This window comes from Endozoicomonas sp. OPT23 (assembly GCF_009653635.1).
In the GTDB taxonomy this organism is placed as follows: domain Bacteria; phylum Pseudomonadota; class Gammaproteobacteria; order Pseudomonadales; family Endozoicomonadaceae; genus Endozoicomonas_A.
This window is the reverse complement of record NZ_PPFD01000007.1, coordinates 44,379-62,772: the sequence shown is the minus strand read 5'-3', so window position 1 is coordinate 62,772 and position 18,394 is coordinate 44,379. Positions and strand designations below refer to the sequence as shown.

Here is an 18,394-nt window from a genome sequence, read left to right as displayed (position 1 = left end):
CGATATTGTGAGCAGTCCCTTAGCGCTCGTTAAGAGACTCGTCTTTATAACGTCTCAGTGGTGACAAAAAGTAATTCAGCACAGAGCGGTGTCCGGTATTGATTTCAGCAGTAACGGTCATCCCGGGCTGAACGCTTTTCAAGGTTCCATGAATATTCAGTTGGCTTGATTTCAGACTGACTCTGACAGGGTAGGTTAACTGGCCTTCATTACCTGTGGCAGCATCGCGGGAAATGTGAGAAACCGTTCCTTTAAGCTGGCCAAAATAGGTATAGGGAAAACTTTCGATTTTAACATCGACCTTCTGTCCTTCTTGAATAAAGCCAATGTCCTTGTTCAGGACCTGAGCTTCAACTTCAAACGCAGTATCATCGGGAACAATTTTCAGTAGAGCCTGTGCGGGTTCAACAACACCGCCAATGGTTGTTACAACTAACTGCTGCACGGTACCGGAAACAGGCGCACGGAGATAAAAACCAAGATCCCTTTCCTGTGCTTTACGAAGAATCAGTTCACCAACGCGTTTTTTCTGTAACTCATCTTTCAGCTCTTTCCTGTGCTGCTTGAAGAACTCTTCGCGGTGGCTCGCCAGATCACTGGTAGCAGCTGCGAGATTGGCATCGGCTTCTTTCAATTGCTCCTGTTCAACTGCCAGTTGCTGTTCTGTTTCAATGCTTTGCTCTTTAGCCTTTAGCCATTCCAGTTTTGAGGCGTGACCTTTCTCATAGAGCTTTAATACACCTTGCTCCAATTCTTTATGCACGGGTGCTTTTTTCTGCAGTTTAATAATGGATGCCTGTACTGCACTTTTTGCCGCCTGCTTTTGATCGACCAGTTTGGCAAGGTGGTGATGTGTTCGCTGAAAGTGATTGTACTCATTCGCCAGAATCTGTTTCTGGCTCTCCAGTTGTTCCACGGCCGAAAAATCACCTATGACCTCGAGCTTGTGAAGATGCGGTTCTGACCCTGTTAACACTGCATCAAGAAGTACAGTGAGCCGCTGGCTGTTTAATTCTGAACCGAGTAGTTCATCCTGTACCTGATGGACATCCACTTCAGTGGCTGTCGGATCAATAGTCAGCAATAAATCTCCCTCTTGAACATGCTGACCGTCGTGCACATGAATGGCTTTTACCTTGCCTATCTCTAGAGCCTGAATGGTTTTAACCTTACCAACAGGAATAATAACACCTTCGGCAATGGCCTCGGTTTCCATGTTGCTGAGCCCGCCCCAGAGTAGAGCAACAGGGATGATGGCAACCAGAATTCCAATGGTGATTCGAGCTAAAGGGGAGGGTGGACTCTCAATGATTTCGATGCTGGCCGGTAAGAACTCCAGTTCATCTTTATGCCGATGTATGGCTGGGGTGCTCTTTTCCTGTTCTTTGGATGCTTTCCAGAGCTCGGTAAGTTTCTTAATTCCTTCAAACATTGTTGTTGTCTCCGCCAGACTGCAGTTTCCAGAGTGAGGCGTAACGGCCATCGGTTTTGATCAGTTCATCATGATTGCCTTGTTCCACCAGTATGCCTTTATCGAGCACGGCAATAGTGTCGCAGTTACGAATAGCAGACAGTCGGTGGGCAATGACCAATACTGTTCGCCCTTTGCAGATACTTTTCATGTTCTGTTGAATAATGCGTTCAGACTCATAATCCAGAGCTGAAGTCGCTTCATCAAATATCAGAATGCGTGGGTTGGTTAGAATGGCTCGGGCGATTGCAACGCGCTGACACTGTCCGCCAGACAGGCCAATGCCTCGTTCGCCCAGCTCAGTGTTGTAACCGTGAGGCAGTTCCAGAATAAACTCATGAGCACCAGCCAGTTTTGCAGCCTCTATGACTTCATCCATGGACGCTGAAGGTTTAGCCAGTGCAATATTTTCGTGAACCGTTCGGTTAAACAGTACATTCTCCTGCATAACAACACCGATCTGTCGTCTCAGCCAGGCAGGGTCGAGCAGGGTCAGGTCGTTGCCATCGATATATACACGGCCCTGTTCAGGAATATAAAGACGTTGAATCAACTTCATGAGTGTCGATTTCCCGGAACCTGAAAGCCCGGCGACGCCTATTGTCTGACCTGCAGGAATATGAAGATTTAACTGGCGAAGTGCTTCAGGACGGTCTGGCGCATAGCGAAAGCTGACCTGACGAAACTCAATGTCACCCTCAATGGCTGGTAAAGCAGGGCGATTTAAACCTTGCTGAGGTTCAGTACGGGTATTTAACAGATCTCCAAGCTTTTCCATAGACACGCGAAATTGCAGAAATTCCTGCCAGAGTTGAGCCAGCCTCAGAATAGGCGCAGCCACCTGACCGGAAAACATATTAAAGGCAATCAATTCACCTACGGTCATATTGCCGTCAATAACCTGCATGGCACCCATCCACATCAGCAACATGGTGACAAACTTGCTGACCAACTGTACAGACTGGCCGCCATAGATGCCGAGAATACTGCTGCGATAGGTTGCTTTCACATAAGCAGATAGTTGCTCTTCCCAGCGCTGTTTGATTCTGGGTTCAACCGCCATGGTCTTCAGGGTTTCTATGCCGCTCAGGGATTCGGTTAAGAATGACTGTGAGGCAGCACCGCGTTGAAAGCGCTCTTCGGTTCGACGGCGTATTTCCGGTGTGACCAGCACCGAAATCAACACATAGAAAGGAATAGAGGCAATCACCACCCAGGTCAGGGTCGGTGAGTAGAGGAACATCACACCAAAGAAGACAAAGCTGAACAGGATATCGAGCAATACGGTTAAGGTGTTGCCCGTTAGAAAGGCCCTGATGTTTTCCAGTTCCCGAACGCGCTGAACGATCTGGCCTACAGGACGAGACTGAAAGAAGGATAAGGGCAGTTTCATCAAGTGATCAAAGAGATTGCAGCCCAGTTCAATATCCATCTTGCTGGTTGTGTGGGTGAACAGATAAGAGCGAAGACCTTCAAGGGTGACTTCAAAAAGAATAATGAGGAACAGCCCCGCAGCCAGCACATCCAGTGTCATTAAGGCGTGGTGAACCAGCACCTTGTCCATGACCACCTGAAAGACGATAGGGGTCAGTAGCGCAAAGATTTGCAAGGCAAGTGAGGCGAGCAGGATTTCCCTGAGAACCTTGCGGTATTTAACAATAACCGGAATAAACCAGGACAGATCAAAACGACGTTTGTCCCCAACCATGGATGACCGGTGAGTCATAAGAATGGCGTGCCCCTGCCAGAGTTGCCACAGCTCACCCAAAGGTATCTTGACGGGACGTTCACCGACTTTTTGAACCAGAGCAAAATCGTCCTGTACGGCAGCAATAATGAAGTATTCGTCTCTTTCTTCATCCCGTGCAATCAAGGGATAAGTGTATTTGGCCAGACGGGCTGGTTTGATTTTTACTTGCCGGGCTTTAACCCCGAGCTGCTTGGCGGCTCTGAGCATGGCAATAGTGTTCAGGCGGCCGTCTGTATCTGCAAATTCATGCCAGATGGCTTGTGGGTCAACGGTCTGTTCCAGGTATTGCAACATTAATACCAGGCAATAAAGGCCACTGTCTGGGGTAGGCTGGTTCATGGGCTGATGGTCGGTCATTGGGACGATGTATTTGAGACAGCAAAAGGAGTGTAAAATTCAAATTTATTTATATGAATAAATATTCATCTTATAGCATGAAGGCATTCAACGGAGAGTGAGTTGAGGGCTTTTATAGAACTGTATCGATGCGAAGAGTAATAATCAGTACTGTTAACAAGTATCAACATATTTGTTAACAGTACTGATTATCTTTTCTTTGTTACTTTAATGATGTTTGTTTTTATAGAATGCTTTTTCTTGAATTTTGAATGTGCGCTTGTTTAATTATGATCTTCATTGTTGTTAAATTGTAAACAAGTTAAATAATGACTCAGGTCAATTACAGGCTTTTGTTAAAAGGCGTAACTTACAACCATCAACTGATTTCAAGTCGTCATCTTGATCATCAATCAAGAGGCTTATTATTAATTAATGGATTGCGAGTAAGATTATGTCTGCAATGAAATTCTTTATGCCTCAGGTTAACCAGATGGGTAGTGGCTGTCTGGAAGAAGCAATCATTGATATCTGCAAGCTGGGATACAAAAAAGCCCTGATTGTGACTGACAAAGTGCTGGTTGAAGTAGGTCTGGTTGGCTCCGTTGTTGAAAAGATGGGCGCTAAAGGTATTGAAGCGGTTATCTTTGATGGCACACAGCCTAACCCAACCTGTGGTAACGTAGAAGCCGGTCTGAAACTGCTGAACGAAGGTCAGTGTGACTTTGTTATTTCCCTGGGCGGTGGTTCTCCACACGATTGCGCCAAAGGTATCGCTATTGTTGCGGCTAACGGTGGCAACATCCGTGACTACGAAGGTGTTGATGTTTCCGAGAAGCCTCAATTCCCATTGGTTGCAGTAAACACGACTGCCGGTACTGCCAGTGAAATTACTCGCTTCTGCATCATCACTGATGAAGAGCGTCACGTAAAAATGGCGATCGTTGACAAGAACACTACACCGCTGATGTCTGTAAACGACCCTGCGCTGATGGTTGGTATGCCTAAGTCTCTGACTGCAGCTACCGGTATGGATGCTCTGACTCACGCGGTTGAAGCTTACGTTTCTACTATTGCGACTCCGGTTACTGACTGCTGCGCGATCAAGGCCATTGAACTGATCCGTGACAACCTGGAAGCAGCCGTTGCTGACGGTAACGACCTGGAAGCTCGTGAAAACATGGCTTACGCTCAGCTGCTGGCGGGTATGGCATTCAATAATGCTTCTCTGGGCTATGTACACGCTATGGCGCATCAGCTGGGTGGTTTCTACGACCTGCCACACGGTGTTTGCAACGCTATCCTGTTGCCTCATGTTCAGACTTACAACGCACAAGTTTGCCCGGAGCGTCTGGCTCACGTAGCAACTGCCATGGGTGTTGATGTTGCTGGTCTGACTGCTCAGGAAGGCGCTGAAAAAGCGATCGAAGCGATCAAGGTTCTGTCTGCCAAAATCGATATCCCTGCGGGTCTGGAAGTTCTGGGTGTGAAGGCTGATGACTTCCCAATCCTGACTGAAAACGCCCTGAAAGATGCTTGTGGTTTTACCAACCCTAAGCAGGCGACTCCTGAAGAGATTACCGCGATTTTCGCAGCAGCGATGTAATCACTGTTTTACAGATACAATGAAAACGGGGATCAGTTTTTTCTGATCCCCGTTTTTTGTTTTAAAGAACTACTTAAGACTTACTCGGTTTTGTTTATAAAACTCCAGACATCGCCATTAATAACAGAATCATCCTTCAGCTCAATATCAACAGCCCAATAGTAAGCCTGCTCCGTATCAGATAACGACACCATAATCGGTTGGAGTTCTTCCAGTGTGGTCACTCTGGACTGTTTATCTCTTGCAGCGACTTTACTGCTGTCGGTATCCAGATACACATGAAAACGTCTGGCGTTATTATTGTTGGCTGCAACACCACTGATGTGCCATTCAAGCTGATCGACGGCAGCAAAACTCACAGACTGGCCATTAAAAGGAACAGGGCCAATAGCGGGGTATCTGTGCTGGAATAGCTTCCTGATTTGTTCAGCGGTCATGGCCTTATGAGAAACGATAATCTGATCGACACCTTCGTTTTCATTAGTACCGTAATCTATAGGTTCCAAACCTGCCTGAGCAAAATTGCCTCTTCTATAGGTTCTGCTGGTGCCTGACGTACTGACCGTACTGAAATTCTCTGGAATTGGGGCTGACAGATAGGATTCACCGTCTACATAACCTGTGAACATCTTGTTCTGCCAGTCAATAGTCATAGCGATATGGTGCCAGTTGCCATCGTTCAGTGTCAGTTTCTGATCCGGTTCGAGCACCGTTGAATTCAGAGTCAGGTTTTCTGACCTGGTGAGCATATTCTTATCGTTCAGGCCAAGTAGAATGTCATTACCTGTAATGTAGATATACCAGCCATCGGCATTCCAGCCAAGGCGGCGGTCACGACCTCTGGAGGCCAGCTCTTTGGTTTTGTCGGAACCGTCGTGTTTAAACCAGAGAGATACGGTGAAACCAAGGTTGTTGACTTCCCATAGGTGGGGGGAGACTTCATTCTGGTTGAATAAATCCTTCTGAATCAAGCTGTGTCTTGCACCTTGTCCCAACACTCCGGCAACACTGTGACTGCCAAAATCAGGAAAGACTTTATTTCTGTGGCCTTTATAGGCCCAGTCGTCCATCAGCAGGTTGCGACCGGATATATTATCTCTGGCAATTTTACCTTCCATTTCATCAACAGAGTAAAAACTGCCCAGTTCTGAGGTTTCAACATTGAGGTGCAAAACTCCCCGACTGGTCATACCACTGGTGTCTTTTGCTACGTAATAAGCTTCAACCAGACCGATATAGCCCTTTGGTGGTGCATAAAGCAGTTTGTTTTCTGCTGTTACTGTGAAGCGCCCTTTTCCTTTTTCAATAACCACTTTTTCAAGAGTGATAGGGTCATTATTGGGGTCGTAGTCGTTTGCAAGTACATCGATAACAACAGGCGCATCTCTGTAGGTACTGATATGATCTGCTGCGGTTGAAGGCGGGGTAGGCCAGTCACTGGCAACAATCTGCAGGTCTCTGAGTTGTTGTTTACCGGCCATCGTTTTGATTTCAACGCGTTTCAGCGATTCCCGCTTATGTACGACGGTGGCAGATGCTGGATTGCCACCAGCATTCATGGCATTTATGCCAGAGTATATTTCGGGTGAACATTCGTGCTTGCAGCCTCTGTTATGCCCGACTTCATGTTGAAGGCACCAGATACTCCCCCAGCTTGGCGTACAAACAGCTCTTGAGCCATTGGCTACGCCATAGGAACGGTTAGGGGCTGCCCAATGAAACTGAGTGTAGAAGTAATTACTCTTACGGCGTTCTCCCCAAAAGCTCTGGGTTGCGCCCCAGTTTCCGGTTGGAATAGCTTTGCTTGTGCCATCATCATTAATTCTGCGATCAGGCTCAGAGAGTTCAATCACAAGATCTGACATGCTTACACGGTGAAAGAACTGTCGGCTGTGCCCATAATCCAGCAAGTTCATTTGATGCTCTGCAAAAGCGACAGCTTCTTCAATCGAGCCGCCGGCGGGGCCATTCAATCCTTGATAAGAAACCTGAACACCTGCCGGATAATTAAATAGGTGAAACTGGTCACCATTAACCGGTCGATGCAGTCTTGTTTCAGTACCGTTGGATTCAAAAGAAACGGCTGTCAGGTTTTGGGTTAACCCCATCTGAAAGTCAGCAACGGACGGTTTGCCATCCACTGCCTTATACTCCTTCAGCAGAACTTCACTATTGATGATGGCTGCATCAGCCCCTTTAGCGGCGTATTCGGCACCATAATAAATACTGTAAAACAGTCGTCCTGATGGTGTCAGTGTGGCCAGCACATTGGAATCCACAACACCTTCGACCTTACCTCGGTAAGTTCTAACTTCAGGTGCTCTGCCGTAGCTGCGAATGGTTTTATCCGCACTCTTGTCGTAAAGAAAAACACCAAAACCTTTTTGACGAATGCTGTAACGCTCCAGGTTCACTGTGACAGATTTTGAGCCATCGGAGACTTCTGCAGAAAAAGTGTCAGGCGCTTGCAGCTGATCATCTCTGGGGTTTGTGCCGTTGGCGATTTCATCTACATCAGTGACGCCATCTCCATCACTGTCTGTTTCAGGAATATTCGGAACATCCAGGTCCAGACCCTGCTCAATTTCCTCCCGGTTGCTCTTCCCATCACCATCACGATCCTGACCAGCGTCGTTTGGGTCGTTGGGATCAAGGCCGTGATTAATTTCGGTCTTATTGTTTAATCCATCCTTGTCATTGTCCTGCAATGCATCATTGGCATTGTTTGGATCCAGTCCGTGGATGATTTCATTTTTATTAATGATACCGTCGAAATCGTTATCGCCATTGATGTCAGAGGCATCGTTGGGGTTCATCTTATAGGCGACTTCTTTCCGGTTACTGTAACCATCACCATCGTTATCCAGATCTGCATCACTGCCATCAAATGGTTTCAGGCCATTATTGATTTCATCCTTGTTGCTCAGGCCGTCACTATCAGCATCTTCTATCGCATCATCAGGGTCTTCCGGGTTCAGCTGATATTTGATTTCATTGCCGTTATTGATGCCGTCGTTATCCTGGTCTTTCAAGGCATCAGAAGGATCATTAGGGCTTAGGAAATGGTAATCGACTTCAACCTTGTTAGTGATGCCGTCGCCGTCGAGGTCGAGTTCCGCATCACTGGCATCTTTCAAGTTCAGGTCGTTCAGGTATTCATCCGAATTTGACATACCGTCGCCATCCAGATCTTTTTTCCAGTCCGGATCGAGCACTTCCAGTCCTAAATCAATCTCAGCCTTATTACTGATACCGTCATAGTCAGTATCAGCATCAGGCCCATCAAGGTCAGACAAAGGGTTCAGGCCGTATTTGATCTCTTCCGCATTGGTGAAGCCGTCCTGGTCCGTATCATTCTGACCATCATTAAAATTATTAGGGTCAGTGTTCAGGCGTTTTTCATCAAAATCCGAGATACCATCGCCGTCAGTATCGATAAATGTGCAGGAGCCTGAAATGACTCTGATGTCATCGATCGTTGTAAGACGTGTCGTAACGGTTAGATCTGATCCTTCAGGTTTTATATCCAATCCGGACAATTTCAAGCTTGTAAAGCTGTAGTTGTTTGCTGTGTTTAACTGCTTGAGTACTTCTTTTCCATCAAGAGAGACTGAAATATGTCGGGTGCCACCTCGGCTGGCCCGTGTATATCGAATCAATAGGTCTACGGTTTTACATTGGCTACTTTGAGTGTTCCACGTCAGGCTGGAATTACCAAAGTAACCACGTGGGATGTGGTGCACACGAGGATCGCCAGTCGCATTTTTTAGTGACACATTAATATAGCCATCAGACTTTGGCGTTAGTGGTGATATATAGCCAGAATCATTAGTCAGAGCCGCTACCTGGCTGGCGTTACTGTCAAACGGTGTGTTATGACCCGATGTTAGTTCTTCAAAGGTCTCTGTTGACCAGAAACTTGCTGTAACGAGTTGTCCGGCGGTATCCGGTAATGATGGCTTTGGTGATGGATTTACTGGCGCAATGGGTGGGGTTTCATTCGCTGTGTTGGGTAAAGATGTATGATCACTACTACCTCCGTTTTTGCAGGCAGTCAGCAACAAAGACAACACGATTAAAACAGGCATTTTCATGTCTGGTGTGATTCCGAAGGTAGAGAATACAAGTAGAGATCCCGATTTGATCCAGTGAATGAAATCAAACGACAGTGTAATAATAACGAATTAAGTCAATGATATTAACTGTGTTTTTGTTACTTAATTTGCCATAACCCTATGAATAGCAAGGTCTTAGTCGTTTTATTGAGCAAATGTTTACCGGCTGTTGATAATTTAACAGCCGGACAGAGGGCGTTAGAAGGGAGTAAGAACTGTCTATCTTTTACAGAGGCTTTCGTGAAGGGAGTAGAGTGTTGGCAAACATCAAACCGGCCAGAATCGACATAAAGATCAAAAAGGTCTGAGTGCCAATCTCGGGGAAGTTCAGAATAGTTTCACCGGATACCATTTTATTCAGTCCAATATAAGCTTTACTGCCAGGGACCAGCAATACTACGCCGTGCAGTAGCACTATGGTTGAAGGTGCGTTGGTTATTCTTGAATAGATGTTGCTGTAGAGTCCTACCAATAGAGCCCCGACAAAGAGGCCTAGAGAATCACCGAGATATGCGGCACCAATCAGGCTACCTATATAAGCGGTGATACAAGACATAACGCTCCAGAACGCATCCTTGATCCGGCTTTTGAAAATTATAATCAATGATAAAGAGAGCAGGGGAACGGCCAGCCATTCTGTCCACTCGGGAATGCCCGGGGTAAACACATAGGCTTTGGTTCCCCAGAGCAGGTTGCCGATCGCACCACCCAGTACCGCACCAAAATAAAGCTTGAACAGGCACATAATGCCGTCCATAACTCTTGCTGTTCCGGAAGTAAGGTGTCTTGATGCCAGATCTTTCAGCCCCATGGTGATTGAAAGGCCGGGTATAAAAACAATGATGCCTGACAGTACGACAACCGGAGTGTTTATTTCCGGGTAAAAATAAGCACAGCCACTGGCAAATACTGCCGAAAGAGTGGCCACTGTTGGTTCAACAATATGTGGATTAAGTTTAAATCGCTGTATTCCATAGAGCAGGCCAAATACCAGCAGGCTGGTTACGGTTGCTGCAATAATGTCGGCAACACTGGTGCCCATCAGCATGGCGAAAGCGCCACCGGTTAAACCAAAGGCAAGCAGAGTCATGCCATCAGAGTAGGGTTCTGGCTTATTTTTAATCGCTTCGAGTTGTTCGAGCGCTTCTTTTAATGCCAGTTTTCCTGAAACCAGCTCCTCCACCAGTTCGTCTGCCTGCGCCAGAGAACCCAGGTCGAGATCTCCTGGCTCAACACGGATGTGGTAGTTATGTTTAACCGATGAACCTTCCTGCCAAAGCACCATACTCATCATGGTAGGGGAAAGCATAAAATAGCCATCCATACCAAGGAAATGGCTGACATTGGTTAAATGTGCTTCAAGGCGAAAAGCTGTTGTACCGAACTGATGCAAGGCTTTGCCCAGCTCGATCACAAAATCACTGCGTTGCTGAAAGTCCGCTTGTTCCACGAATCCCGTTCCAAAAAAGTGTAGTTGTTAGATTTGGTATAAGTGCGTGGATAGTAATTCATAAACGGGTTGTATGAGTAGTCACAAGTTACCGCATTCAGCCTGATGCTTTTACCCATAAGTGCATATGCTTCTGTTTCATGTATACACGATAAAAATAGGTATTTCTCACCTGTAGAAATATTTGCAAGTTAAGAATAACACCCATAGAATAGCTCCCACATCGCAACACGCTGTTTTCGAAACAGTTTACACCTTCAGCGATGTTCTAAAAGGCGAGTTAGCAAAGCGGTTATGCAGTGGACTGCAACTCCATTTAGACCGGTTCGACTCCGGTACTCGCCTCCATTTCTTTTCTGAGACAGACGACGTATAACTACAGCTGTAGTTTAAGCTGGAAAGCTGTTTTTCGTATATCTTCATAAAAAGCCTAAGATCTGCTCAAGTTATATTCGGCTTTCTGCTGAACCCATAGTCTATCCACCGTTCAATCCACACCTTTTTCTCTTTGAATGAAAAAAGAATTCATCGTTGATGGGGCGGTCAGTATATACACTTCAAAGTCAGCTATCTGCCTCAGAAGACTGGAGGCACACTTATCTGGTTCTGCTCGTCGAAGCTAAGGTTCACAGCTTTCATATCTTTGTCTAGCATTTTCCTGACCATAGTTGAATGTGGCGTCAGATCAGATTTCTATAGGTCTCCCCAAGCTTTTTTAGGTCATTTTTTCCCGGAAAGTATGGAGAGCTGACCAGTATTTACAGCAGGAATAGAAGTCTTTCAGGGTGTTCACTGAGAGCTACCTTGTACTCTTTAGAGACATCACATTATCATTTTTCTAGGCGCTCAGTTGATGTGCTTTTGTTGTGAGAGTACATATTTATCTTGAATTCTATATATTCAAAATACTTGGGATAAATAAAAAAATGCCATGTTCACTTTGCAAAAAAACACACTCACATAAGTTAATTGCATGGATACTATATACAATGGTAGCTATGAAATGATTATGTTGTGACTTAAGAGTGGCCTTTATATTTATTTTGATAATTATCAACTACGCGCTTAATTTATTTATATTGTCTATAGACAACAAAGGAAGTATATAGAGATAAAAAAATATATTAGAGTTTTGTCTGTAAGCTATAAATGTATCAAATCAAAAAATATGAGATTTGATTATGGCTTCTTCTAATATGATGCCATTGACTCTGGATGAGTTTAATGCCGAGGCTGAGACCTATCTAAGCCTTGAAGATCGATATGAAAACCAGTTCATAAGCCTGAAAAATTCATATGAATCTTATGAAAAGCTTAGAAATCATAATCTTACACAATCATATCTGGTGGTGTTGAGTTTAAAAAACAGTTGTCTTGCATACCTTGAATATAATGAATCAGCTAGAAACTTTATAGATCTGATTTTGCCTGGGTTGAACAGTTACCTTGAAAGAAATCTGGAAGCTGTTCCAGATAAATTACATTTCGTATTCATAAATCAGGTAGATAAAGTAGAGCTTGAATATATAAAAACCTGGGTCGAGGTTTATAAGGATTTTGACATTTATTTATGGCGTGATACTCAGAGTTATCTCGCTCAGAGTCTTACTGAAAATGTTCAGTCACAAACGTCTTTTGTTAATGCTACTCAACCTGTTCAATTTAACTCAAGAGCATCAGTAAAAGTTATAGAGCTCCAGAATAAAGCGTCCAGATATATTGATAAGAATCTGCGTGAGGGTCGAACCTTTGATGTTGCAGTAAAGAATTTTTTGTCAGAGGTAATCGGTGTTAGTGAAACCCGGTTAACCCGGGAGATTGACCAGAGTCTACTTGCTGTCAGCATCGCAGAACAAGAAATCAGGCAGACCAGACAGCGGAATGGCGGCAGTGGTCAGATTTTAAGAAGAGATATCTCCGGACTCTGGCAAACTGAAAACAGTAGTAAGCAACACTACATTCAAGAGCTGATTAACGGGAACACCGATGCAGCAGAGAATATTGTAGGGATTGAAGTGCTGTTACAGGATGGTGGAGCGTTAGTCGATTCCAGACTCCTGCCTCAATTGAATCCAGTGCTGTTAGCTGAACTATCGAGCACTTCTTTATCACAACCCTTGTTGGAAGCAGCAGTACTGCAGGCAGTTCTGGACAGTCATGAGGGTAAATATCCAGGCAGGGCAAAAAGGCTCATGGAGCCCATGCGAGGCGGGTATACCGACTACCTGGCTCTGGCTGAACGACAGGAATCTGGCATTTCTTCACTGATCAGGTCGGCTGTTCAGAGTTACATCAGCCAACCCTTTGCTGAAACTGATTCAGTAAATGTAATTCCCGGAAGCCTTATTGCAAGACAGTTACAGGGTCGAGTATCCAATCGATTTATTGCGGCACCGCCTGCGTCGAAATTTATTCAGGAAGCACGAACGCAAATACAACAAAGGTATCGTTTAATTTCTGTGAGTGGCTCTGCTCTGGCAGCCAGCCAGAGTGATATAAACAATACCCAGTTTGACTTTCTTAATGCCCTGAAAAACGAAAATCTGCCACTGTATTTCTCAGTACTCTCGCATTACCGGGTCTCTGCTCTGTCAGGAGATCCGTTGTTAAACTCGGTACTTTCCGGGTCTGAAACATTGCGTGATGCCATTATTAAAGAGTTGGAAACGATAGAAGGGCATCGTTTTGTACCGGAGCGCCATCCAGTGGGAGCTCAGCCCGCTCCTGCATCATTCATGACGGAACAAAACAACAGGGTTTCAGTTGACCGTGCCACTGGCAGCCTGGTCAGACATTATATTCGCTATGAACGTGATCGATCTCAGACAGTTATAGAGCTGGGACGAACCCATCCCGAACATTTTGTTGCCAATTATCTGCATCAGGCCGGAGCAACACAATCAACCTTTATCAGGCGGGAAGGTGATGAAACATTACCATCATCAGTTGTTGGTCTTGTACATTTTGTTGCTGAGATATCATCGAGTAACGAAGGTATTGTTTGTGCTGGATTAACTCACGGAAACCTGGCTCAGTGGCTGGTGAACTCAAGAACTGTGTTGGAGGAACATCAGCTCAGGTTTGTGGTTTTACCACAACCTGATATCACCGATAGTCAGATTCAGAGTTATTTCAGCCAGCTACTGTCAGTACTGAGTCATGATGGGATCCAGCTTAAGACCCCGAGTGTTTCAAAAGGGCTGACAGATATTGACCTCTTTGGGCGCTCCTGGCTTTACAATACGGAAACCAGACAGTGGTCTATTGGCCTGACGCCACATTGGATATATTCCCAGCAGAGTGGAAATCAGTGGCAGGCTTTTCAGTCGCAACTGCCGTATAACCAGTTCAGGGAAGCACTTTTTTCATCAACAGTTGATCAACTGACCGATTTCGCATTGGCTTACTATCACCAGTCACTGGCGCGACAGGGGATGAACACTGAAGATGAGCAGCTCTACAGTACTTCCTGGCAGCAGGGGTCATTCACGATTGAATTGACTCTTGATGCTCTGATCAATGATGCATCTGATCAGGCTGCAGATTATTACTCCCCGCAAGACCTGAAAAAAATACGACGTACCGTTACAGGTGCTTTTAGCCGTGTTGATCGCTCAGGACTATTGGCAACTGACAGTAATCGTAATTTCCAGGTACTGGTATCGAAACGTTCAGGATTGTCTCAGGACCTCTACTTTACCGGAGACAAAACCCGAATAGTCCTTGATCGAAGTTTCTTTGAAACAGATAGCTCCTTTCATTTCCAGAGTCTGGGTGACATTGTTTCCAGTCACAGGGGGCTTGCGCATTTACTGCAGTCCCTGTCTCTGGTGATCTATGAAACCCATAACCCTGCAGATTTCTGGACAGAGTTTCAGGGGCAGAGAGGCGAAACACTGGGCTGTTCGGCCGAGTCATCCGCTCCAAGAGTGACGCTTTCACCTGTTCGTAACAGTGCTGACATTGTCTCACCACTGGCTGGAACCACACGGCTGGCGTTTGTCGCAGAAACATTAACCTATAAGTTACTGGGTATTCATCTGCTGCCACTGGCCTCTTCCAGAGCACTTGAAAAATTACTGCCCGGTAGCATTCTGCCAGCTAATAGAAACCCAGTGTCAGGCAGTGAGTTGAACTCGCTGTTTCAGTCTCTCTATTATTCCTATCGGGAGCGTTTTGGGCTCACAGAAACCCTGTTAAAGCAGAGTCAGGAATTTTCCTGGCTAAGAAGCCTTTCAGGTCAATCTGATCAAGTTGACTCGACCACTGAAGTTCTGGTTCTCAGCTCACAAAGCAGTGCATCGCCGTATCTCCAGCTGACCACCAACAGTGCCTATTCGTTGGTGCAGGACTTTCTAACCGGTGAAACCCTTGATTTCATTCGGCACGATGATCAGAACACTTTGTTAACAGACAGAGATGCAGAGGTTGCAGCTGAGCTGATACCTGCTGATATCACTATCTTATCACCGGATTTGATACGAGGCAGGGACGTATCAATCGCAACAGGACTGGCTTTACCCTTGCTGGAGCAGTGGCAGGGTATTGCCAGATCAAACAATGCAGTCATTCTCCTGAAACCTGATCAGAGACTTCAGCGCGCGGTTCAATATAAGACGATTTATCAGCACCTTTCCGGAGTCAGACAGACAGATTTATGGAAGGTTGCGTTTCAGGCGAAGAGTACCGCAAGTGTTGAACTTCAATATCAGGGAACGCACTCGGGTAATAGCAAACTGATTACCGCTCGCTGGCAGTCTGCCTATGAAAGAGAGCGAATCAGTCAGGTTTCACCAGAAGGGCTGCCAGCTTTATTGGTACTTGAGCAAACGGTTAAGTCGGACCTTCGAAAGAGTATTCAGAGTCAGCAGAGCGATCTTGAATTTATTGAGCAGGCTGGAGAAAGTGGCACAAGTGACTCTGAAATCATTGTTCTAACACCGGATGGCAGTGTTTATCTGACCAGAGATCCTTCACAGATCGAGAGATTGACAGCCTTCTATGAAAATTCTGGTGATTATCTGTCCGTGAGCAAACAAGCCTATGGAACGCTTCAGGGCAGCCATTCAAGATACCCGGTATTGAGTCAACTAACAGGTGTGAATGCACGCATAGTTGCTCGTTATAAGCTGAACGAAACATACATAAAGAACCTCGCTACTGAAACCATTACTAATAATCAACGGCATGCAGTCCCCCTGGTTATACCTCTGCTTTCATTGGGTGATTCGCTCAGTATACCTCCCTATGGAGCGGGTTATCAGGTAGCTCAGCAAGGGGATCGACTGGGTTTGACCCTCTTTCCTTATGGTGACAACTCTCAAGCCCTCAACTGCATTCAGGCAGAGATAGACGTACGAATGTATCGTGAGTCTGGTTCCAGCTCTGCGATCAGTACAAGAAATTTGTCGTCAGATATTGAATCGTTTGTTTCTCTGTTTACCTCCGGAGTGTTATCAGACCAGTTAAAGGTTTTGGCTGAGAAAAGCGCAATAATCTGTAGAGATGCTAACCATCCTTTAAAGGTCGTGCTGCATCCAGCGTTTGAATTCTTTGCCAGTACTGTGGCTGTTACTGGAACAAGTGGCGTTACGATTACGCTGGGCACGGCTGATTTTGGCAATCATCCAGAAATAGCACTCAGCCATGGTTTGGCTGAACTGATTGCTCCTGCTCTGTTCTACCGGGCACAACAATCTGACGATCAGGGGGCAAGCGAGTTCTCGGCTATTAGCAGGACATGGGGTATACAGGGTGGAGATATTGAACGACTGGGTAATTACTTTGGCCTTAATCAACAATACCGCTCCGTAGCTTTTGCCAAAAGTCATGAAGCTCTTTTTGCTCACATGGTTGAAGGTTTGCATGATCTCTCTGTCCTCTCAGGCAGCGCAGATGACTATCAGAGCAGTCTGCAATGGTTCGACACTCGAGATATTCTTGCAGAGCGTATTGATCAGACCATCGAGTATATTCGCAATTATCCTGAGGTAAGCAGTAGTCAGTTTATTACTGCAATCAGTTTTTATTACAACGGGCTCATCACGGGCTCCAGACAACAGGTTTTTCGACAATCTCTGGCAGCAGCCTCTGGTCTCTGGCTTATCAGTGAAAGCTCGGCCAATACAGTACTGTCTCTTCTGGCAAATGACCTGAGCGAAGATACGAGGCATCAGCCTAATAGATACATCAAAGGTATTTCCAAGGTTACAGATCAACCTGAAACACCTGGAATTACAGGTTTGCTGTTTAACCTTCCCGCGATCGACCCACAGAACCGTGTGGGTGTCTATCTTTCCCCAGCCTATCTATCTGCTCTTGATGCCATGGGTATCCACTATCTGGTTGGTCTTGAAAGGTTGGTTGATGCGGTCAATGTTCTTACCAGAAAGTCATCGTTACTCAGTACTTATCAGCAAAGCCTGAGTCATGGCTCGTCGGTAGTCGTCTCAAATACTCTTGCTGATTTTAATAGCAGCTTTGGGCTTGGTCTGGATCAGGCTGCAGCCATGACGGTCAGAATCCCGACTGACTGGCAGCAGATGATCATTCTCAGGGAAGATACTTTTGAGCTTTTGAATGCGATCAGTACCGAGCAGCCAGCTGCTGTTGATTCTACAGGCCTCGTGCAAACAGCGACAAACCCAGAGTTACCGGGGGGGGGAGAGAGGTCAACTGCCACTGTTGCCAGCACGGTTTCTACTGTGTCAGGTCCGGGAGGGCAGGAAAACAGTAGGGCTTTCAGTCTTTTTAACTTCTCGCCTCGTCTCTCTCAATCACTTGATTCTGACTGGTGGTCACAGCAATCAGAATTTTTTGCCTACCTGATGCATTCGAGTACGAATACTTCAGTGTTGTCTATCGAGAACAGCATCAGGGCAGATGTAGGTTTACCTTCAGTCACTCAAACGACAGGAAGCACTCAGCCGGTATTATCTGACCGTCAGCCAAACCGAATGGCACTGGCCTATACCCTGCCAGAATATACTGTTCCGGATATTGGACCAGGTGCTGGTGATAATGGCTCCGGGGCACTGCCAATAGGCGAAATAAGCGACGATGTTCTGTTGGCGAGAACAGAGACGAATATCTGGCAGACCGAACCAGCATTGTCCCTCTATAGTGTTCAACGCGTGTCAGGCCAATCCCGGGTGCTGGAGATACGGGTTGGAGCAACGCCACTTGAATACTATAACCTGACAGATTCATTGCCTGCGCAGAGCAGCCGTTCAAGAAGGCAGGCTGATACGACAGTGGGGCGGATCTCATATTCCCGCATCAGAATGGTTCTGCTGGACGTAATGACTCAGTCTGGCAATCAGTTATCAGTGAGTGAGCTGGTTAGACAATATAATGCCCGCCTTAGAGAAATTACTGGTACTGATGCCTCTCTTTATCGCCTGCAGAGTACATCTGCTCATGAGATTGTATTGTCTCCACTGGCTCGTGGAATTGCACACACAGAAACAAATCTACATGTTCAGTATCGCAGTATTGGAGACCCACTGTCGGGCATTAGTCGGCTTTTGACATCAGATCCCTGGAAAGCACGGGCGCTCAGCCTGGCTCAGGGTGAAGGTCATCGGCTGGCACGAGTCATTACGGAAATGCCCAGTGATCTGATGCGATCCCTGCTGACCCAGTTCCTCTATGAAACCTATTTACA

General features: G+C 46.0%; 6 protein-coding genes and 1 tRNA gene (1 of these 7 running past the window's edge). 3 read left to right on the top strand and 4 right to left on the bottom strand.

What is annotated here, in order from left to right:
* Positions 1-19: 19 nt before the first annotated feature.
* Complete coding sequence (locus EOPP23_RS17325) at positions 20-1,432, bottom strand: HlyD family type I secretion periplasmic adaptor subunit (RefSeq protein WP_194842660.1); 1,413 nt, start codon at positions 1,430-1,432, stop codon at positions 20-22.
* On the bottom strand, positions 1,425-3,560 hold the full coding sequence (locus tag EOPP23_RS17320) for a type I secretion system permease/ATPase (RefSeq protein WP_228550770.1): 2,136 nt from the start codon (positions 3,558-3,560) through the stop codon (positions 1,425-1,427). Before EOPP23_RS17320 ends, EOPP23_RS17325 begins: the two co-directional genes overlap by 8 nt.
* A gap of 451 nt (positions 3,561-4,011) precedes the next feature.
* Between EOPP23_RS17320 and yiaY the strand changes: the two genes are divergently transcribed.
* A complete protein-coding gene (gene yiaY, locus EOPP23_RS17315; protein ID WP_153767264.1) occupies positions 4,012-5,163 on the top strand; it encodes an L-threonine dehydrogenase in 1,152 nt (383 codons plus the stop codon).
* An 80-nt stretch (positions 5,164-5,243) separates the two neighbouring features.
* Here the strand turns inward: yiaY and EOPP23_RS17310 are convergent, their stop codons facing one another.
* Complete coding sequence (locus EOPP23_RS17310) at positions 5,244-9,251, bottom strand: LamG-like jellyroll fold domain-containing protein (RefSeq protein WP_194842659.1); 4,008 nt, start codon at positions 9,249-9,251, stop codon at positions 5,244-5,246.
* A 253-nt stretch (positions 9,252-9,504) separates the two neighbouring features.
* The gene (locus tag EOPP23_RS21855; protein WP_370514805.1) at positions 9,505-10,728 is read right to left on the bottom strand and encodes a threonine/serine exporter ThrE family protein; all 1,224 of its coding nucleotides are present in this window, start codon (positions 10,726-10,728) and stop codon (positions 9,505-9,507) included.
* 274 nt (positions 10,729-11,002) lie between these two features.
* Between EOPP23_RS21855 and EOPP23_RS17300 the strand changes: the two genes are divergently transcribed.
* Together EOPP23_RS17300 and EOPP23_RS17295 are read left to right on the top strand one after the other, a co-directional pair.
* Positions 11,003-11,076, top strand: a tRNA-Cys gene (locus EOPP23_RS17300).
* Positions 11,077-11,909: 833 nt separating this feature from the next.
* Positions 11,910-18,394 carry the 5' end (the start) of a TcdA/TcdB catalytic glycosyltransferase domain-containing protein gene (locus EOPP23_RS17295; RefSeq protein WP_153767262.1) on the top strand. The gene runs 23,509 nt beyond the window's last position, so the window shows 6,485 of its 29,994 coding nt (coding positions 1-6,485); its start codon is at positions 11,910-11,912; its stop codon lies off the right edge, out of view.

What these genes read in the sequence shown, in the direction of transcription:
- EOPP23_RS17320 (WP_228550770.1), bottom strand. Translation starts at nt 3,560, where the DNA reads ATGAACCAGCCTACCCCAGACAGTGGCCTTTATTGCCTGGTATTAATG.
- yiaY (WP_153767264.1), top strand. Translation starts at nt 4,012, where the DNA reads ATGTCTGCAATGAAATTCTTTATGCCTCAGGTTAACCAGATGGGTAGT.
- EOPP23_RS17325 (WP_194842660.1), bottom strand. Translation starts at nt 1,432, where the DNA reads ATGTTTGAAGGAATTAAGAAACTTACCGAGCTCTGGAAAGCATCCAAA.
- EOPP23_RS17310 (WP_194842659.1), bottom strand. Translation starts at nt 9,251, where the DNA reads ATGCCTGTTTTAATCGTGTTGTCTTTGTTGCTGACTGCCTGCAAAAAC.